Here is a 17,160-nt window from a genome sequence, read left to right as displayed (position 1 = left end):
CGTCATGATTCTGCCTTGGCTAATCCTGATCCCCTTCATCGGCGGCCTGCTGTGCTGGATGGGTGAGCGCTTCGGCGCCACCCTCCCCCGCTGGATTGCGCTGTTGACCATGACCCTGGAACTCGCTCTCGGCCTCTGGCTGTGGGCCCACGGTAATTATTCATTTGCTCCGGCGCCTGGCGCCGATCCGGTCTGGGCGCTTGAGTTCAAGCACATCTGGATCCAGCGCTTCGGCATCAGCGTGCACCTGGCCCTCGACGGCCTGTCGCTGTTGATGATCCTGCTGACCGGTCTGCTGGGTATCCTCTCGGTACTCTGCTCGTGGAAAGAGATCCAGCGTCACGTTGGCTTCTTCCACTTGAACCTGATGTGGATCCTGGGCGGTGTCGTCGGCGTGTTCCTCGCCCTCGACCTGTTCATGTTCTTCTTCTTCTGGGAAATGATGCTGGTGCCGATGTACTTCCTCATCGCGCTCTGGGGTCACAGTTCTTCGGACGGCAAGAAAACCCGGATCTACGCAGCGACCAAGTTCTTCATCTTCACTCAGGCTTCCGGCCTGATCATGTTGGTGGCGATCCTGGGTCTAGTACTGGTCAACTTCAACAGCACCGGCGTAATCACGTTCAACTACTCCGACCTGTTGAAAACCAAGATGTCGCTCACTACCGAGTACATCCTGATGCTCGGCTTCTTCATCGCCTTCGCGGTGAAGCTGCCGGTCGTACCGTTCCACTCCTGGTTGCCTGACGCTCACGCCCAGGCGCCAACCGCAGGTTCGGTCGACCTGGCCGGTATCTTGTTGAAGACGGCTGCTTACGGTCTGCTGCGTTTCGCCCTGCCGCTGTTCCCGAATGCCTCGGCCGAGTTTGCGCCGATCGCCATGACCCTCGGTCTGATCGGGATCTTCTACGGTGCGTTCCTGGCCTTCGCCCAAACCGACATCAAGCGTCTGATCGCCTACTCCTCCGTTTCCCACATGGGCTTCGTGTTGATCGGCATCTACTCCGGCAGCCAACTGGCGCTGCAGGGCGCAGTGATGCAGATGCTGGCGCACGGTATTTCGGCCGCGGCACTCTTTATCCTGAGTGGTCAGTTGTACGAACGCACCCACACCCGCGACATGCGTGAAATGGGTGGCTTGTGGTCGAAGATCGCTTACCTGCCGGCCATCAGCCTGTTCTTCGCCGCTGCATCGCTGGGCTTGCCGGGTACCGGTAACTTCGTCGGTGAGTTCCTGATCCTGATCGGCACGTTCGCTGCTGCACCGTGGATCACCGCGATTGCAACCTCTGGCCTGGTGTTCGGTTCGGTCTACTCGCTGATCATGATCCACCGCGCCTACTTCGGCCCGTCCAAATCGGACGCGGTACTGCATGGCATGGATGGTCGCGAACTGATCATGGTGGTTGGGCTTGCGGCGCTGCTGATTTACATCGGCGTGTACCCGCAACCGTTCCTCGACACCTCTGCCGCGACGATGCATGGCGTGCAGCAGTGGTTCGGTACCGCCTTCACTCAACTCGCTTCGGCCCGGTAAGAGCGCTATGGAATTCACGACTCAACACTTTATCGCGCTCGCGCCGTTGTTGATCACCACCGCCACGATCATCGTGGTGATGTTGGCAATTGCCTGGCGCCGCAACCACTCGCAGACCTTCCTGATTTCCGTGGCGGGCCTGAACCTGGCGTTGCTGTCGATCCTGCCAGCCTTGAAGGTCGCGCCTCTGGCCGTGACCCCACTGCTGCAAATCGATAGCTTCGCTTGCTTGTACATGGCGCTGATCCTGGTCGCCACCCTCGCTTGTGTGACCCTCGCCCACGCCTACCTCGGCGATGGCGGCACGGGTTACCCGGGCAACCGCGAAGAACTGTACCTGCTGATCCTGATGGCCGCCGCCGGTGGCCTGGTTCTGGTTAGCGCGCAACACCTGGCCGGGTTGTTCATCGGTCTGGAACTGTTGTCGGTGCCGGTCTACGGCCTGGTGGCTTACGCCTTCTTCAACAAGCGTTCACTGGAAGCCGGCATCAAGTACATGGTGCTGTCGGCCGCCGGTTCCGCGTTCCTGTTGTTCGGTATGGCCCTGCTCTACGCCGACTCCGGCAGCCTGAGCTTCGTCGGTATCGGTCAGGCGCTGGCGGCTACCGGCCTGCCAAGCTCGCTGGCTCAGATGGGCCTGGGCATGATGCTCATCGGCCTGGCGTTCAAGCTGTCGCTGGTACCGTTCCACCTCTGGACCCCGGACGTTTACGAAGGTGCTCCGGCACCGGTGGCCGCGTTCCTGGCGACCGCTTCCAAAGTCGCCGTGTTTGCGGTGATGGTGCGTCTGTTCCAGATCTCCCCAGCGGCGAGCAGCGGTGTGCTGAGCGACGTGCTGACCATCATCGCCATCGCGTCGATCCTGTTCGGTAACCTGCTGGCACTGACCCAAAGCAACCTCAAGCGTCTGCTGGGTTACTCGTCCATCGCTCACTTCGGTTACCTGCTGATCGCCCTGGTGGCGAGCAAAGGTCTGGCCGTGGAAGCCATCGGCGTGTACCTGGTCACCTACGTGATCACCAGCCTCGGCGCCTTCGGCGTGATCACCCTGATGTCCTCGCCATACAAGGGCCGTGACGCCGACGCACTGTACGAATACCGCGGCCTGTTCTGGCGTCGTCCGTACCTGACCGCCGTACTGACCGTGATGATGCTGTCCCTGGCCGGTATCCCGCTGACCGCGGGCTTCATTGGCAAGTTCTACATCATTGCTACCGGCGTCGAGTCGCACCAATGGTGGCTGGTCGGTTCCCTGGTACTGGGCAGCGCCATCGGCGTCTTCTACTACCTGCGCGTGATGGTCACCCTGTACCTGATCGAGCCGAACCTGCGTCGCCACGATGCGCAACTGCACTGGGAACAACGTGCAGGCGGCGTGATGCTGCTGGCCATCGCCGCACTGGCGTTCTTCCTCGGCCTGTATCCACAGCCGTTGCTGACTCTGGTTCAGCAGGCAGTGCTGGCGGGTTGATCGTTTAGCGATACTCGGTAGAAAACAGAAACGGCACCTTCGGGTGCCGTTTTTGCGTTTGGGGTTTCAAGATCAAAAGATCGCAGCCTATGTAAAGAATTCCCTCGCGGCCAATTCAGCCGCGTCCTACATCCCGATCCTGCCTCCGACTTTAAGGTAACGACTTGACCGAATTGGCAAGAACAGATGCCTTGACCTATTCGATTCTTGTGATAGAGATATACGCAGGTAACGTACAGAACATGGACGATCTCTTTATCGAATTGCCCGTATTTCAAAAGCACGGGAATGACTACCTGGACGACGACCTGTTCCGCAGTTTTCAACTGGAGCAGCTGAAAAACCCTGAAGCGGGCGATCTCGTGGAAGGTATGGGCGGGTTGCGCAAAATCCGCTTCTCCGACCAGCGACGAGGCAAAGGCAAGCGCGGCGGATGACGGGTGATTTATTACTGGTGGTCAGGTTTTGATCAATTCTGGCTGTTCACCGTGTAAAGCAAAAACGAGCAAGACGACCTATCGCCTTCCCAGAAGAAACTTTTCAGACAAGCGCTAGATAGAGAAATCAACACGAGATCCCACTATGAAACGTGACATTTTTAACGAACTGATGGATGGCCTCGAAGCCTTGGCCGACGAGCGCCAAGGCAAGGTCACGCTGCGAACCCACAAGGTCAAGTTGCCAAAACTGGTGCCAATCACTGCCGAGGAGGTGGTAGCGATCCGCCAACAGCTCAATCTTTCCCGGTCGGTATTCGCGATGTATTTGCGTACAAATACCCGGACCCTGGAAAACTGGGAGCAAGGACGCGCACAACCGAATGCGCAGGCCACTACCTTGATTCGTCTGGTCGAGCGTTTTCCGGAAACGGTTGAACGGCTGGCGACGTTGAGCTGAATTGTCGTTAAGCAAAAAAACCTGTAGCGAGGGCACTTGCTCCCGCTGGACTGTGTAGCAGTCCCTTTCTTTTCTGAAGAGAGGGGCCGCTTTGCGACCCTGCGGGAGCAAGCTCCCTCGCCACAGGGAAGTATTAATCCTGGGTCAATTGGCGAGCGTTCAAGACCGGTTTTGTTCCGCAAGCAACCTGCGCCTATCAGTGATTGACTGCGCCGGCTAAACGTGACGAAATGTTTCAGCTTTTAGACCTGCTTGTCTTGAACCAAACACCTCCCTCCCCTCTTATTCTCACAGGATAAGTGCTTTGACAAACATCTGTTCCGCCGGCCTTGATATCGGCTTCGCCTCACTGGATTACCTGCAAATCGGCATCCTGGGCATCATTCAAGGCATCACTGAGCTGTTGCCCGTTTCTTCCACTGCGCACATGCGAATCGTACCCGCCCTGCTTGGCTGGCCTGATCCTGGCTCGGCGTTTTCCGCCGCCATGCAACTGGCCGCACTGGCGGCTGTTGTCAGTTACTTCTGGCGGGATGTGAGGCAGGTTGTCACCGGCAGCATAGGTGCCGTGCGCCAGGGTGATTACAACAACCAGTGGTTCAAGCTAGCCGTTGCCATCGTGCTGGCGACCATTCCGATCGGCATTGCTGGCATCGCCTTATCCTCGACGCTCAACGCCTGTAACTCCCCGTTGAGAGGCCTGATGGTGATCGGGATCTCATGCGTGGTGATGGCCGTTTTGCTGGCGGCCGCCGAACTCAGTTGCCGTCACCGGCGCACCGTTGGCGAAATGCGTCTGCGTGATGCGCTGATTGTCGGTATTGCTCAGATCGGCGCGCTGATCCCAGGGGTTTCCCGTTCCGGCTCAACCCTGACGGCGGCGCTGTTCCTTAACTTCAAACGCGAAGAAGCGGCGCGTTTCTCCTTCCTGTTGGGTCTGCCCGCTATCGCTCTGGCCGGCCTGAAAGAACTGTGGGTGTTGTTTCATGCGCAGCTCCCTGCGGAAGCCTGGGCCCATCTGATTTTCGGTCTGGTAGTCGCCAGCGTCTCGGCGTTTTTCGCCATCTGGGGCCTGATGAAATTCCTGGAAAAGTTCTCCACCTGGCCGTTTGTGATTTACCGCGCGGTACTGGGCATTTTCCTGATTGTCGCTGTTAGTACCGGCCTCTTGAGCTAATCCACCTCAAAAGACCGTCGACATACACCCAAAAACAAAAACCCGCACAAGGCGGGTTTTTGTTTGTAACGAATAAAGCAATCAGTCAGCCAGACGCCAGGTCGTGCCGCCCTTGCCGTCTTCCAGCACCACGCCCATGGCGGTGAGCTGGTCGCGGATGCGGTCGGATTCGGCCCAGTCTTTGCCAGCACGAGCGGCCAGACGCGCAGCAATCAGCGCATCCACTTGCGCCGCATCAACCCGGCCTTCAGCGCCGGCCTGCAAGAAGTCATCGGCTTCGAGCTGCAATACACCCAGCACGCTGGCCAGTTCTTTCAAGCGTGCCGCCAGGCCCGCCGCTGCATTGAGATCACTCTCGCGCAGACGGTTGATCTCGCGAACCATCTCGAACAACACCGCGCAGGCTTCCGGCGTGCCGAAGTCGTCGTTCATCACCTGAGTGAAGCGCTCGACAAAGGCTTCGCCGCCAACCGGCTCCACGCTCGGCAGGCCTTTCAACGCGTGGTAGAAACGCTCGAGTGCGCCTTTGGCGTCCTTGAGGTTGTCTTCCGAGTAGTTGATCGCGCTGCGGTAGTGGCTCGACACCAGCAGGTAACGCACGACTTCCGGGTGGTACTTTTCCAGCACATCGCGAATGGTGAAGAAGTTGTTCAAGGACTTGGACATCTTCTCGCCATTGATGCGAATCATGCCGCAATGCATCCACGCGTTGGCGTAGGTCTTGCCGGTCGCCGCTTCGCTCTGGGCGATTTCGTTTTCATGGTGCGGGAACTCGAGGTCGCTGCCGCCGCCATGAATGTCGAAAGTCTCGCCGAGGCAGCAGGTCGACATCACCGAGCACTCGATGTGCCAGCCCGGACGACCGTCGCCCCACGGCGATGGCCAGCTCGGTTCGCCCGGCTTGGCGCCTTTCCACAGCACGAAGTCCAGCGGATCCTGCTTGGACTCGTCGACTTCGATCCGCGCACCGATGCGCAGGTCTTCAATCTTTTTGCGCGACAGCTTGCCGTAGCCCATGAACTTGGCGACGCGGTAGTACACGTCGCCATTGCCCGGTGCGTAGGCGTAACCCTTGTCGATCAGGGTCTGGATCATGGTCTGCATGCCAGCGATGTGGTCGGTGGCCCGCGGTTCCATGTCCGGTTTGAGGATGTTGAGGCGCGCCTCGTCCTCGTGCATCGCAGTGATCATGCGCTCGGTCAGCACGTCGAACGGCTCGCCGTTCTCCTTGGCCCGATTGATGATCTTGTCTTCGATGTCGGTGATGTTGCGCACGTAGGTCAGGCTATAGCCGCTGAACCGCAACCAGCGGGTCACCAGGTCAAACGCGACCATGCTGCGGCCATGGCCAATGTGGCAGTAGTCGTACACGGTCATCCCGCAGACGTACATGCGCACATTGTTGCCATCCAGCGGTTTGAAGACTTCTTTGCTCTTGGTGAGCGTGTTGTAGATCGTAAGCACTTTATGTTCCTTGAATCACTGGCCCCACGAATCACGCAAGGTCACGGTACGGTTGAAGACCGGATGACCTGGTTTCGAGTCCTTGATATCCGCGCAGAAGTAGCCTTCGCGCTCGAACTGGAAACGGTCTTCCGGCTGTGCATTGCCCAGCGAAGGCTCAGCACGACAACCAGTGAGAACTTGCAGCGAGTCAGGGTTGATGTTGTCCAGGAAACTGGCGCTGTCTTCGGCCTTCTCAGGGTTGGCCGAGCGGAACAGACGATCGTACAGACGCACTTCGCACTCGACGCTGGCAGCCGCCGGCACCCAGTGCACCACGCCTTTGACCTTGCGACCTTCAGGGTTCTTGCCCAGTGTTTCCGGGTCGTAGGAGCAACGCAGTTCGACGATGTTGCCATCGGCGTCCTTGATCGCTTCGTCGGCACGGATCACGTAGCTGCCGCGCAGACGCACTTCGCCGTTCGGTTCCAGGCGCTTGTAGCCTTTTGGCGGCTCTTCCATGAAGTCTTCACGGTCGATGTAGATCTCACGGGCGAACGGCAGCTTGCGCACGCCCAGTTCTTCTTTCTGCGGATGACGCGGCAGTTCGAGGTTCTCGACCTGGTCTTCCGGGTAGTTGGTAATCACCACCTTCAACGGACGCAGCACGCACATGGCGCGCGGAGCGTTCTGGTCCAGATCCTGACGGATGCTGAACTCGAGCATGCCGAAATCGACGACGCCGTCAGAACGGTTGGTACCGACCATGTCGCAGAAGTTGCGGATCGATTTCGGCGTGTAGCCACGGCGGCGGAAACCCGACAGCGTGGACATGCGCGGATCGTCCCAGCCGAACACGTGCTTTTCATCGACCAGTTGCTTGAGCTTGCGCTTGCTGGTGATCGTGTAGTTCAGGTTCAGGCGGCTGAACTCGTACTGACGCGGGTGCGCCGGCACTGGCAGAGCGTCCAGGAACCACTCGTACAGCGGACGATGGCTTTCGAACTCCAGGGTGCAGATCGAGTGAGTGATGCCTTCGATGGCGTCCGACTGACCGTGTGTGAAGTCGTAGTTCGGGTAGATGCACCACTTGTCACCGGTCTGGTGATGGTGAGCGTGACGGATGCGATACATGATCGGATCGCGCAGGTTCATGTTCGGCGAGGCCATGTCGATCTTGGCCCGCAGTACACGTGCGCCGTCCTGGAATTCGCCGGCCTTCATGCGGGCGAACCAGTCGAGGTTTTCTTCCACGGAACGGTCACGGAACGGGCTGTTTTTGCCCGGCTCGGTCAGGCTGCCACGGTATTCCTTGGCTTGCTCCGGGCTCAGGTCATCAACGTAGGCCTTGCCGGCCTTGATCAGCTCGACGGCCCAGTCGTGCAACTGGTCGAAATACTGCGAGGCGTAGCGCACTTCGCCGGACCATTCAAAGCCCAGCCATTTGATGTCGCTTTCGATCGCGTCGATGTATTCCTGGTCTTCCTTGGCCGGGTTGGTGTCGTCGAAACGCAGGTGCGTGACGCCGCCAAATTCCTGGGCCAGGCCGAAGTTCACGCAAATCGACTTGGCGTGACCAATGTGCAGGTAGCCGTTGGGCTCAGGCGGGAAACGGGTGACGATCTGCGTGTGCTTACCCGAGTCCAGGTCCGCCTGGATGATCGGGCGCAGGAAATTGACCGGCACAACAGGGCCAGTCTTGGAATTCGAGGTAGGGTCGACAGTGGGCTTGCTCATAGGATCCTTGAACGTACGAGTGCGCGGCCGGAACTAAAGGCCTGACAAAACAAAGCCGCTATCATAGCCGATGCTGTCAAGCTGCTGACAGAGCAGGCCCTAAATCAGGTGTGTTTAATCCACCTGTTTTGAAAAACAGCCTCGAAATTCGCGCCTGTCGCGCTAAACTGCGCACCTTGGCTGTTGCTGGCCAAACCGGTTGAGGGCTCAAACGCCCCGAAACCCACGAATTCATTAAAATGCTTCTTTTATAAAGAGTCCCCGATCATGACCCAAGTCAAACTGACCACCAACCATGGCGACATCGTCCTGGAATTGAACGCTGAAAAGGCACCGCTGACCGTTGCCAACTTCATCGAATACGTCAAGGCCGGCCACTACGAAAACACCGTTTTCCACCGTGTGATCGGTAACTTCATGATCCAGGGCGGCGGTTTCGAGCCAGGCATGAAAGAAAAGAAAGACAAGCGCCCAAGCATCCAGAACGAAGCTGACAACGGCCTGCCGAACGAGAAGTACACCGTGGCCATGGCGCGCACCATGGAGCCGCATTCGGCTTCCGCCCAGTTCTTCATCAACGTGGCTGACAACAGCTTCCTGAACCACAGCGCCAAGACCACTCAGGGCTGGGGCTACGCGGTATTCGCCAAAGTTGTTGCCGGCACCGACGTCGTCGACAAGATCAAAGGCGTGAGCACCACTTCCAAGTCCGGCCATCAGGACGTACCAGCAGACGACGTGATCATCGAGAAAGCCGAGATCATTGAGTGATATTGCTGATTTCAGACTTGCATCTGGAAGAGGAGCGCCCGGACATAACCCGGGCGTTTCTGGATTTGCTCGCCGGACGCGCCCGGACAGCGAGTGCGCTGTACATCCTCGGCGACTTTTTCGAGGCGTGGATTGGCGACGATGCCATGACGCCGTTCCAGCGCTCCATCTGCCAGGCCCTGCGCAATCTTAGCGACAGCGGCACGGCCATTTTTCTGATGCACGGCAATCGTGACTTCCTGCTCGGCAAGGCGTTCTGCAAAGAAGCCGGCTGTACGCTGCTGAAGGACCCGAGTGTCGTGCAGTTTTACGGCGAGCCGGTGCTATTGATGCACGGCGACAGCCTCTGCACCCGCGACGTTGGCTACATGAAGCTGCGGCGCTACCTGCGCAACCCCATCACCCTGTTCATCCTCCGGCATCTGCCGTTGAGCACCCGGCATAAACTGGCGCGCAAGCTGCGCAGCGAAAGCCGTGCGCAGACGCGGATGAAGGCTAACGACATTGTCGATGTGACGCCGGACGAAGTGCCGCGCATCATGCAGGCATTTGCCGTGAAAACCCTGATTCATGGGCACACCCATCGCCCGGCGATTCACAAGTTGCAGATTGGCGAGCAAGCGGCCAAACGCATCGTGCTGGGGGATTGGGATCGTCAGGGCTGGGCGTTGCAGGTGGATGAGAACGGGTTTGCGCTGGCACCCTTCGACTTCGCCCCGCCGCCACAACTGGCAGCACCCGCAAACTGACCGCCAAAACATAAAACCCTTGTGGGAGCAGGCTCGCTCCCACAGGGTTTGCTTAGTGACCGGAGGCCGCCGGCCCGGCCTTCGCCGCAAACGGCGGTTTGGCCAGCCACACGATCAGCATCAACCCCATGAATCCCCACCCGAGCAACGTGAAGTAATCCACGGTGGAGAGCATGTACGCCTGACTGGTCAGCACTTGATCGAGTTGCGCATACGCCGGGGTACCCGCCCCGCCCAGTGTGTTCAAGGCATCCCGGGTCGGTTGGTCATAGGAGGTGATGCTTTCACTCAAGTACGCGTGATGCTGGTCCGCCCGGCGAATCCAGATCCAGGTGGTCAACGACGCCGCGAAGCTACCGCCCAATGTCCGCAAGAACGTCGCCAGGCCCGCGCCATCGGCGATCTGGCTCGGCGGCAAGTCCGACATCAAAATGCTCAAGGTCGGCATAAAGAACAGCGCCACGCCAATGCCCATGAACAGTTGCACCAACGCGATGTGCTGGAAGTCGACCTCGTTGGTAAACCCGGCGCGCATAAAGCAGCTCAGGCCAATCGCCAGGAACGCCAGGCCGGCCAACAGTCGCAGGTCGAACTTGTTCGCGTACTTGCCGACAAACGGCGACATCAGCACCGGTAGAATCCCGATGGGCGCTACCGCCAGACCGGCCCAAGTGGCGGTGTAGCCCATCTGGGTTTGCAGCCATTGCGGCAGGATCAGGTTGATACCGAAGAACCCGGCGTAACCCAACACCAACACAATGGTGCCGATACGGAAATTGCGGTAAGCAAACAGCCGCAGATTCACCACAGGATGTTGGTCGGTCATTTCCCAGATGATAAACACCGCCAGGGCAATCACCGAAATCGCCGCTCCAATGATGATGAAGTTCGATTCGAACCAGTCCAGGTCGTTGCCTTTATCGAGGATCACCTGCAACGCGCCGACCCCTATGATCAACGTGATCAAACCAACGTAGTCCATCGGCTGACGGCTGGTTTCCACCGGACGCGCCTTGAGCTGCGAGCGCACCACCATCACCGCGAAGATCCCGATCGGCACGTTGATAAAGAAGATCCACGGCCAGCTATAGCTGTCGGTAATCCAACCGCCAAGGATCGGGCCGGCAATCGGCGCCACCACCGTGACCATCGCCAGCAACGCCAGGGCCATGCCGCGCCTCGCTGGGGGATACACCGCAATCAACAGCGTCTGCGTCATCGGGTACAACGGCCCGGCCACCAAGCCTTGAAGTACGCGGAAACCGATCAATTCCGGCATCGACGTCGAGATACCGCAAAGAAACGAGGCCAGTACAAACAGAATCGTGGCCCAGAGAAACAGCTTCACCTCACCGAAACGCCGGCTCAGCCAGCCAGTCAGTGGCAACGCAATGGCGTTACTGACCGCAAACGATGTGATGACCCAAGTGCCCTGCTCCGAACTCACGCCCAGGTTGCCGGAAATCGTCGGCAAGGCCACGTTGGCAATGGTGGTGTCGAGCACTTGCATGAAGGTCGCCAGCGACAGGCCAATGGTGCTGAGCAGCAGGCTGGGCGGCGTGAAAGACGCGTTATTGCTCATCGCGAATCCTATGTAACTTGGCGTGCGCGGCGCCGTTTAACCGGCGCCGCTGAGGGATTGGCGAATCAGCGTTGCGCGGTCTTGCTGACCGCAGCGCTGTTGTCATGGATCAACTGGGTGATCATCGCGTCGGCTTCGGTCAACTGACGGTCATACACGTTGGTGCTGAACGAAGCCTTTTGTGGCGGCTGTTGCGCCAGTACCGGACCGCTCTGGTCGTGCAGGTTCACATCGACCTGAGTCGACAGACCAACGCGCAACGGGTGTTTAGCCAGCTCTTCGGCGTTGACGTGAATCCGCACCGGTACGCGTTGGACGATCTTGATCCAGTTACCGGTGGCGTTCTGCGCTGGCAACAAGGCGAACGCGCTGCCGGTCCCGGCGCCGAGGCTGTCGATGGTGCCGCTGAACTTCACATCGCTGCCGTACAGGTCAGCTTCGATGTCCACCGGTTGGCCGATGCGCATGTCACGCAGTTGGGTTTCCTTGAAGTTGGCGTCGATCCACAGTTGATCCAGTGGAATTACCGCCATCAGCGCCGTACCCGGCTGAACCCGTTGACCCAGTTGCACCGAGCGTTTGGCCACATAACCGGTGACCGGCGCGATCAAGGTACTGCGGGAATTATTCAGGTAAGCCTGACGCACTTGCGCGGCGGCGGACATCACATCCGGGTGCGACGACACGACGGTGTCATCGACCAGCGCGCTGGTGGTCTTGAGCTGCTGCTGGGCATTGGCCAGGGCGTTTTGCGCCGAGGTCAGGTCGTCGCGAGCGTGGGACAGTTCTTCCTGGGAAATCGCGCCGCCAGCGGCGAGGTTTTTCCGGCGATTGAAGTTGTCCTGGGCTTTTTGCACGTTAGCCTGCTGGGCGTTGACCTGGGCTTTCATGCCGTCGACATTGCTGTACAAGCCGCGAACCTGACGCACGGTGCGAGCCAGGTTGGCCTGGGCACTTTGCAGACCGACTTCAGCATCGTTCGGGTCAAAGTTGACCAGCACCTGGCCTTCGTGGACCAGATCGCCATCATCGGCACCGATGCTCACCACGGTACCGGTGACCAGCGGGGTGATTTCCACCACGTTGCCGTTCACGTAGGCGTCGTCGGTGCTTTCGTTCCAGCGACCGTAGAGCTCGTGATAGGCCCAGACGCCGACACCGGCGAGGATCACCAGAATCGCCAGCACCGTCAGCATGATTTTGCGTTTGCGCGGGTTGCTGGTGTCCGGGGCGTTTTCAGGCGCTTTGTTAGTTGGAGCAGAAGTCGTTTCGGCAGTGGCCATGACAGATACCTTGAATTAGTTGTTCAGCTTGGCTGGAGCTGGATTGGCCGAGGCGATGGTTTCACTCTGGAAACCGCCACCCAGCGCCTGCATCAGTTGGATCGACAGGTCGATCTGCTCGGCATTCAGGTTCGCCAGTTGACGCTGGGCCTGGAGCAATTGCTGTTCGATGCTGAGCACATCCAGGTAATTGCCGATGCCGGAACCGTAGCGCTGGACCACGGTGTTGTAAGAGTCCTGGGCGATCTCGGTGGCGTGCTGCTGGGCACCAATCTGCCGGCCGATATCGCGCAACTGGTTGATGGTGTCGCTGACATCCCCCAGCGCCTTGACCAGACTCTTGTTGTACTGCGCCACCGCCAGGTCATAGTCGGCGTCGCGGGAATCGAGGTTGGCGCGCAGGCGGCCACCGTCGAAAATCGGCACCGAAATCGTCGGCGCGATATTGAAGAAACGACTGGCCGAACCGAACATTGCGTCACCCAATAAGGATTCGGCACCGGCAGCGGCCGTAAGGTTCAGGTTGGGATAGAACTGGGTTTTGCTTGCGGCAATGTTCTTGCTCGCCGCCTCAACCCGCCAGCGTGCCGCGACCAGATCCGGGCGACGACCGAGCAACTCGGCCGGCAGCACCGACGGCAAGGCCACGGCGCTGGCCTGAAGGATTTTCGGCCGGGTGATTTCGTTGCCGCGGTCCGGACCTTTGCCGAGCAGTACGGCCAATGCAATTTTGGCGCTGTTCAGCTGTTTTTCGGCGTCGATCAGGCTCGCTTCGGAGCTGGCTTCCAGGCTTTCGGTCTGCTGGAACTGGTACTGACTGTCGATCCCGGAATTCAAACGACGCTGACTCAGATCAAGCATTTGTTTGGTGCGCTTGAGGTCGTCATTGGACAAGTCATAAACGATGTGCGCCTGCCCCAGATCGCTGTAGGCGCGAGCGACGTCGGCGGACAAGGTCAACTGCGCGGCTTGCTGATCGACTTCGGCGGCGCGGGCCTGGCCCAGTGCGGCTTCCCAAGCGTCACGCTGACCGCCCCAGAGGTCGAAGTTGTAATTGAAACTGGCGCTGATGTTACGCACGGTGGCGTAGGTGTCGCCCTTACCCGACGGGTCTTGATCTTTGGCCAGCCGCGAACGACTGACGCCGGCGCTGGCATCGAGGGTCGGCATCCGCGCAGCGTCGGCGGCATATGCGGCGGCACTGGCTTGGTGGGCGCGGGCTTCGGCGATTTGCATGTCCGGACTGTCGTGCAGGGCTTCGCGGATCAGACCGTCGAGTTGTGGGTCGCCGAGGCTTTTCCACCAGTCGCTTTTCGGCCAGGCCGCCGGCGACAAGGTCACGCCAGTGAGGGATTGCCCGGCCTTCAGGGTTTTCGCATCGAGGCTTTTGCCTTCGGTGTCCAAGCCGCTGTAACTGGCGCAACCGGCCAGGGTCATGGCCGCGAGCACCAGGCTCAGGCCGCTACGCAAGGTTCTACTGCTCATTTATCACCTACCCGCAGCAGCGTGATCGAGTCACCGGCTGCTACCAAGATTTTCTTCAGGATCAATTCCAGGGTTTTCAACTCGTCCGGGCTGATGGCGCCAGCCAGTTCATTCATGGCGTCGGCGCCGATGTGCGGCAGGCGGTCGGCGAGCTTCTGGCCTTCCTCAGTCAACATCAGTTGCACCTGGCGTCGATCAGCCTCGGAGCGTTGACGGGCAAGAAATCCTTTCTGCTCCAGACGATCGAGCATGCGCGTCATCGAACCGCTGTCCAGCGACAGGTGACGGCACAGCTCGGCCGGGGTATCGACACCGAACTGGGCCATGATGATCAGCACTTTGAACTGCGCGGCGGTGATGCCGTGGGGTTCCATGTGCGTGTCGATGATCCGGTCCTTGAGCAGCGCAGCGCGCCCGAGCAAGAGGCCGAGGTGGCAATTACGGAATTCGTCTGGGGTGAAATGTTTCATCTGACCACCAATTAGCTGCCTAGGCAGAGAATGTATGTCGAGATGTTACTGCCTAGGCAGCGAATGTCAACGTAATAGTTAGGATGCTTTGTATTTAGCTGATCAGCGGCGGGGAGATGGGGCGGGGCAAATCGTCGGCAGGAACAGGATCACGCACATAATCGTGAACCTGTTCGCCGATGGGCTTTAAGGCGGCCTTACATCAAAGGAATGGAATAGCTCACGATCAGGCGATTCTGATCCTGGTCGCGGGCGATATCGCTGCGCGACATTGCGTTGCGCCAGCCGAAGCCGACGTTCTTCAACGCGCCACTTTGAATCACATAATCCAGGGAGATATCTCGCTCCCATTCGCTCGCGTCCTGGCCGCTGGTCGTCTGGATGTTGCTGCCCTTGAGGTACATGACCGAAGCCTTCAGGCCTGGAACTCCCATTGCGGCGAAATCGTAGGCGTATTGTGCGAAAGCGGTTCGCTCACCGGCCTGGATGAAGGTTTGAATGGTGCGGTCGGTGTACAGATAAAGACTGGCGCCGCCCTCGCCTTTGTCGACCAACCCGCCCTGATTGAGTTGAGCAAAGTTGCTGTCATCGGAAACGCTTTGATAACCCGCCGTAATGGCATGGCCGCCTAACGAGTAAATAAATGCCGCACTCCAGGTATCGTTGTCGATTTCACCCGTCCCGTCTTTGGTATACCCCCCGAACTTGTAGCCACTGGCACGCCCGGCTGCACTGCTGTTCTTGCCATCGGAAGTGGTCTTGAAATATCGCAAGTCGGTTTTCAGCGAGCCGTATTCACCCAACGGCAGTACATGCAATAAACCGGCGAAGTGCTGTTGGTAATAGTCTTCGAGATTGGCGTAGTAATACTGGGCAGTCAGGTCTTTAGTCAGTTTGTAATCACCGCCGGCAAAGGTGAACTTGTTGCTTTCCTGGGTGGCACCCGCCACCGCAAGGCCGGCGCTGTCGCTGGAACCACGGCCAGTGGCATGCTCAATTTGGCCGGCGGTAAAGGTCAGGTTATCGAGTTCGTTGCTGGTGACCTGACCGCCCTCAAAGGTTTGTGGCAGCAGTCGGCCATCGTTCGCCACCAGAATCGGCAACTTCGGCTGCAAGGTGCCATAGCGCAACTCGGTCTTGGAGAACCGCATCTTTGCCGTCGCGCCGACACGGCCCCATTGGTCCGCGGCCTTATCGCCATCGCTGGGAATCATTGAACTGCCGACATGCCGTCCTTCACCGCTATCGAGCTTGATCCCGAGCAAACCGATCGCATCCAGACCGAAACCCACCGTACCGTCGGTGAACCCCGACTGATAGTTGAGCATGAAGCCCTGACCCCACTCTTCGGTTTTCGACGGCGCGGCGGCACCGTCGCGGTTATCGTTATTGAAATAGAAGTTACGCAAGTTCAAGTTGGCTTTACTGTCATTAATGAAATCAGCAGACGCCAAGGGACTCAGGGCCATGCCCAAACCGCCGGTCAAAAAACTTAATACTTGGAACGAGGCTTTCATCAGGGCGAACTCCAGCGCAGAAGCCATGTTCTGTGCGCAGTAAAAAGACAGCAGGAAGCAACGGGCCCACCAATGGATAGGTCCGTGCATTAAGTCATCATTGAGATAAACGTCGTGTAACCGTATTAAGTGGCCGTCGTTAAAACCTCCCCAAGCTAAATAAGGACAGCATCGTCATCGTCCTGGTGTTATCAGTCGATCAATCCATGAACGTCATAAAACGGATAAGGCCCGGCGTATTCACCGAACACGGCGTTGTGGGTCACCAGACCGTGTAGCGGATGCCAGCGATGCACCAAGTACCCCGCCGGCTCCAGATTGAAATGTGCAGGTGCGGATTCCTCCAGATCCAGCACGATCTGGTGGGAAGTGCCGGGGCACACACAACTCAGCGAGCCGCCGAAGCGACGCTGCATCGGCCGATGCAAATGCCCGCAGAGCAAGCGCTCTACCTGCGGATGGCGAGCGACGAGCGCTTCCAGCGCAGCAGCATTGATAAACTGCTCGCGGTCCATGTGGCCGATGCCGGTGATAAACGGCGGATGATGGAGAATCAACAGCGTCGGTACATTGGGGCGACGGGACAATTGCTCATCGAGCCAGCGCAACTGGCTGTCCAGCACCTGACCGCCATGGGCGCCAGGCCGGGTCGAGTCCAGGCCGATCAGGCGCACCGGGTGCTCCTCGACCACCCAATCAAGCGGCGCATTTGCGTTAGTCGGCAAATAGCAGTGATGGGTAAATCCCGCCAGTAGCTGCTCGCGATCATCGTGATTGCCGGGTACCAGATAGACAGGCATGTGCAAACGCGCCAGTTCGCGCTTCAGCACCGCGTATTCATCGGGACGGCCGAAATCCACCAGGTCGCCGCTGATGACCACGATGTCGGGGCGCGGCTGCCTGGCATTCAAATGATCGACCGCGCGCCGCAACGCTCCCAGACAATCGACCACGCCGTAGGTCAGCTTTTGATCGGCTTTAAGGTGCAAATCGCTGATCTGCGCAATAAGAAACGGACTGTTCAAAATAAGTGCTCTTAAA

General features: G+C 58.8%; 14 protein-coding genes and 1 pseudogene. 7 read left to right on the top strand and 8 right to left on the bottom strand.

Features of this window, described 5'->3' with window-relative positions:
- Positions 1–4 precede the first annotated feature (4 nt).
- The 5 genes and pseudogenes from nuoM (at position 5) to AC1MEW_RS15060 (ending at position 5,082) form a co-directional block, all read left to right on the top strand.
- The gene (nuoM, locus tag AC1MEW_RS15080; RefSeq protein WP_201204600.1) at positions 5–1,537 is read left to right on the top strand and encodes an NADH-quinone oxidoreductase subunit M; all 1,533 of its coding nucleotides are present in this window, start codon (positions 5–7) and stop codon (positions 1,535–1,537) included.
- Positions 1,538–1,544: 7 nt separating this feature from the next.
- Positions 1,545–3,008: an NADH-quinone oxidoreductase subunit NuoN gene (gene nuoN / locus AC1MEW_RS15075; RefSeq protein ID WP_201204602.1), complete on the top strand. Its 1,464-nt coding sequence runs from the start codon at positions 1,545–1,547 to the stop codon at positions 3,006–3,008.
- A 242-nt stretch (positions 3,009–3,250) separates the two neighbouring features.
- Positions 3,251–3,601 (top strand): annotated as a pseudogene (locus AC1MEW_RS15070) (toxin).
- A complete protein-coding gene (locus AC1MEW_RS15065) occupies positions 3,591–3,905 on the top strand; it encodes a helix-turn-helix domain-containing protein (RefSeq protein ID WP_480426779.1) in 315 nt (104 codons plus the stop codon). Before AC1MEW_RS15070 ends, AC1MEW_RS15065 begins: the two are co-directional and overlap by 11 nt.
- Positions 3,906–4,209: 304 nt before the next feature.
- A complete protein-coding gene (locus AC1MEW_RS15060) occupies positions 4,210–5,082 on the top strand; it encodes an undecaprenyl-diphosphate phosphatase (RefSeq protein WP_201255511.1) in 873 nt (290 codons plus the stop codon).
- 81 nt (positions 5,083–5,163) lie between these two features.
- Here the strand turns inward: AC1MEW_RS15060 and cysS are convergent, their stop codons facing one another.
- Together cysS and AC1MEW_RS15050 are read right to left on the bottom strand one after the other, a co-directional pair.
- Positions 5,164–6,546 carry a cysteine--tRNA ligase gene (gene cysS / locus AC1MEW_RS15055; protein WP_480426777.1) on the bottom strand — a complete coding sequence of 461 codons (1,383 nt, stop codon included), beginning with the start codon at positions 6,544–6,546 and terminating at the stop codon, positions 5,164–5,166.
- A gap of 15 nt (positions 6,547–6,561) precedes the next feature.
- Complete coding sequence (locus AC1MEW_RS15050) at positions 6,562–8,262, bottom strand: glutamine--tRNA ligase/YqeY domain fusion protein (protein WP_322269005.1); 1,701 nt, start codon at positions 8,260–8,262, stop codon at positions 6,562–6,564.
- 267 nt (positions 8,263–8,529) lie between these two features.
- Between AC1MEW_RS15050 and AC1MEW_RS15045 the strand changes: the two genes are divergently transcribed.
- Positions 8,530–9,033, top strand: coding sequence for a peptidylprolyl isomerase (locus tag AC1MEW_RS15045; protein WP_201197107.1), 504 nt, complete (start codon positions 8,530–8,532; stop codon positions 9,031–9,033).
- Entirely contained in the window at positions 9,030–9,782 is a 753-nt protein-coding gene (lpxH, locus tag AC1MEW_RS15040; protein ID WP_201255510.1) for a UDP-2,3-diacylglucosamine diphosphatase, read from the top strand. Before AC1MEW_RS15045 ends, lpxH begins: the two co-directional genes overlap by 4 nt.
- 52 nt (positions 9,783–9,834) lie before the next feature.
- Here lpxH and AC1MEW_RS15035 read toward each other — a convergent pair whose 3' ends face one another.
- The 6 genes from AC1MEW_RS15035 to AC1MEW_RS15010 all read right to left on the bottom strand — a co-directional run bounded on the left by AC1MEW_RS15035 (position 9,835) and on the right by AC1MEW_RS15010 (position 17,144).
- Positions 9,835–11,364, bottom strand: coding sequence for a DHA2 family efflux MFS transporter permease subunit (locus tag AC1MEW_RS15035; RefSeq protein ID WP_201255509.1), 1,530 nt, complete (start codon positions 11,362–11,364; stop codon positions 9,835–9,837).
- A gap of 65 nt (positions 11,365–11,429) precedes the next feature.
- Positions 11,430–12,647 (bottom strand): HlyD/EmrA/EmrK family protein, encoded by a 1,218-nt coding sequence (locus AC1MEW_RS15030; protein WP_201204640.1) that lies wholly within the window; start codon positions 12,645–12,647, stop codon positions 11,430–11,432.
- Between the two features lie 15 nt (positions 12,648–12,662).
- Positions 12,663–14,132, bottom strand: coding sequence for an efflux transporter outer membrane subunit (locus tag AC1MEW_RS15025; RefSeq protein ID WP_201255508.1), 1,470 nt, complete (start codon positions 14,130–14,132; stop codon positions 12,663–12,665).
- Positions 14,129–14,602 carry a MarR family winged helix-turn-helix transcriptional regulator gene (locus tag AC1MEW_RS15020; RefSeq protein WP_201197102.1) on the bottom strand — a complete coding sequence of 158 codons (474 nt, stop codon included), beginning with the start codon at positions 14,600–14,602 and terminating at the stop codon, positions 14,129–14,131. Before AC1MEW_RS15020 ends, AC1MEW_RS15025 begins: the two co-directional genes overlap by 4 nt.
- A 197-nt stretch (positions 14,603–14,799) precedes the next feature.
- Positions 14,800–16,119: an OprD family porin gene (locus AC1MEW_RS15015; RefSeq protein WP_201255513.1), complete on the bottom strand. Its 1,320-nt coding sequence runs from the start codon at positions 16,117–16,119 to the stop codon at positions 14,800–14,802.
- A 191-nt stretch (positions 16,120–16,310) separates the two neighbouring features.
- Positions 16,311–17,144, bottom strand: coding sequence for a phosphodiesterase (locus tag AC1MEW_RS15010; protein ID WP_201255507.1), 834 nt, complete (start codon positions 17,142–17,144; stop codon positions 16,311–16,313).
- Positions 17,145–17,160 lie beyond the last annotated feature (16 nt).

This window comes from Pseudomonas sp. ASL4, from assembly GCF_056680395.1.
The sequence above is the reverse complement of the archived record's forward strand: the minus strand, read 5'-3'. Positions and strand labels throughout refer to the sequence as shown.

Excerpts from the sequence above, each read along its gene's own strand:
- nuoM (WP_201204600.1), top strand. The coding sequence starts at position 5 with ATGATTCTGCCTTGGCTAATCCTGATCCCCTTCATCGGCGGCCTGCTG.
- nuoN (WP_201204602.1), top strand. The coding sequence starts at position 1,545 with ATGGAATTCACGACTCAACACTTTATCGCGCTCGCGCCGTTGTTGATC.
- AC1MEW_RS15065 (WP_480426779.1), top strand. The coding sequence starts at position 3,591 with ATGAAACGTGACATTTTTAACGAACTGATGGATGGCCTCGAAGCCTTG.
- AC1MEW_RS15050 (WP_322269005.1), bottom strand. The coding sequence starts at position 8,262 with ATGAGCAAGCCCACTGTCGACCCTACCTCGAATTCCAAGACTGGCCCT.
- AC1MEW_RS15045 (WP_201197107.1), top strand. The coding sequence starts at position 8,530 with ATGACCCAAGTCAAACTGACCACCAACCATGGCGACATCGTCCTGGAA.
- AC1MEW_RS15035 (WP_201255509.1), bottom strand. The coding sequence starts at position 11,364 with ATGAGCAATAACGCGTCTTTCACGCCGCCCAGCCTGCTGCTCAGCACC.
- AC1MEW_RS15030 (WP_201204640.1), bottom strand. The coding sequence starts at position 12,647 with ATGGCCACTGCCGAAACGACTTCTGCTCCAACTAACAAAGCGCCTGAA.
- AC1MEW_RS15025 (WP_201255508.1), bottom strand. The coding sequence starts at position 14,132 with ATGAGCAGTAGAACCTTGCGTAGCGGCCTGAGCCTGGTGCTCGCGGCC.
- AC1MEW_RS15020 (WP_201197102.1), bottom strand. The coding sequence starts at position 14,602 with ATGAAACATTTCACCCCAGACGAATTCCGTAATTGCCACCTCGGCCTC.
- AC1MEW_RS15015 (WP_201255513.1), bottom strand. The coding sequence starts at position 16,119 with ATGAAAGCCTCGTTCCAAGTATTAAGTTTTTTGACCGGCGGTTTGGGC.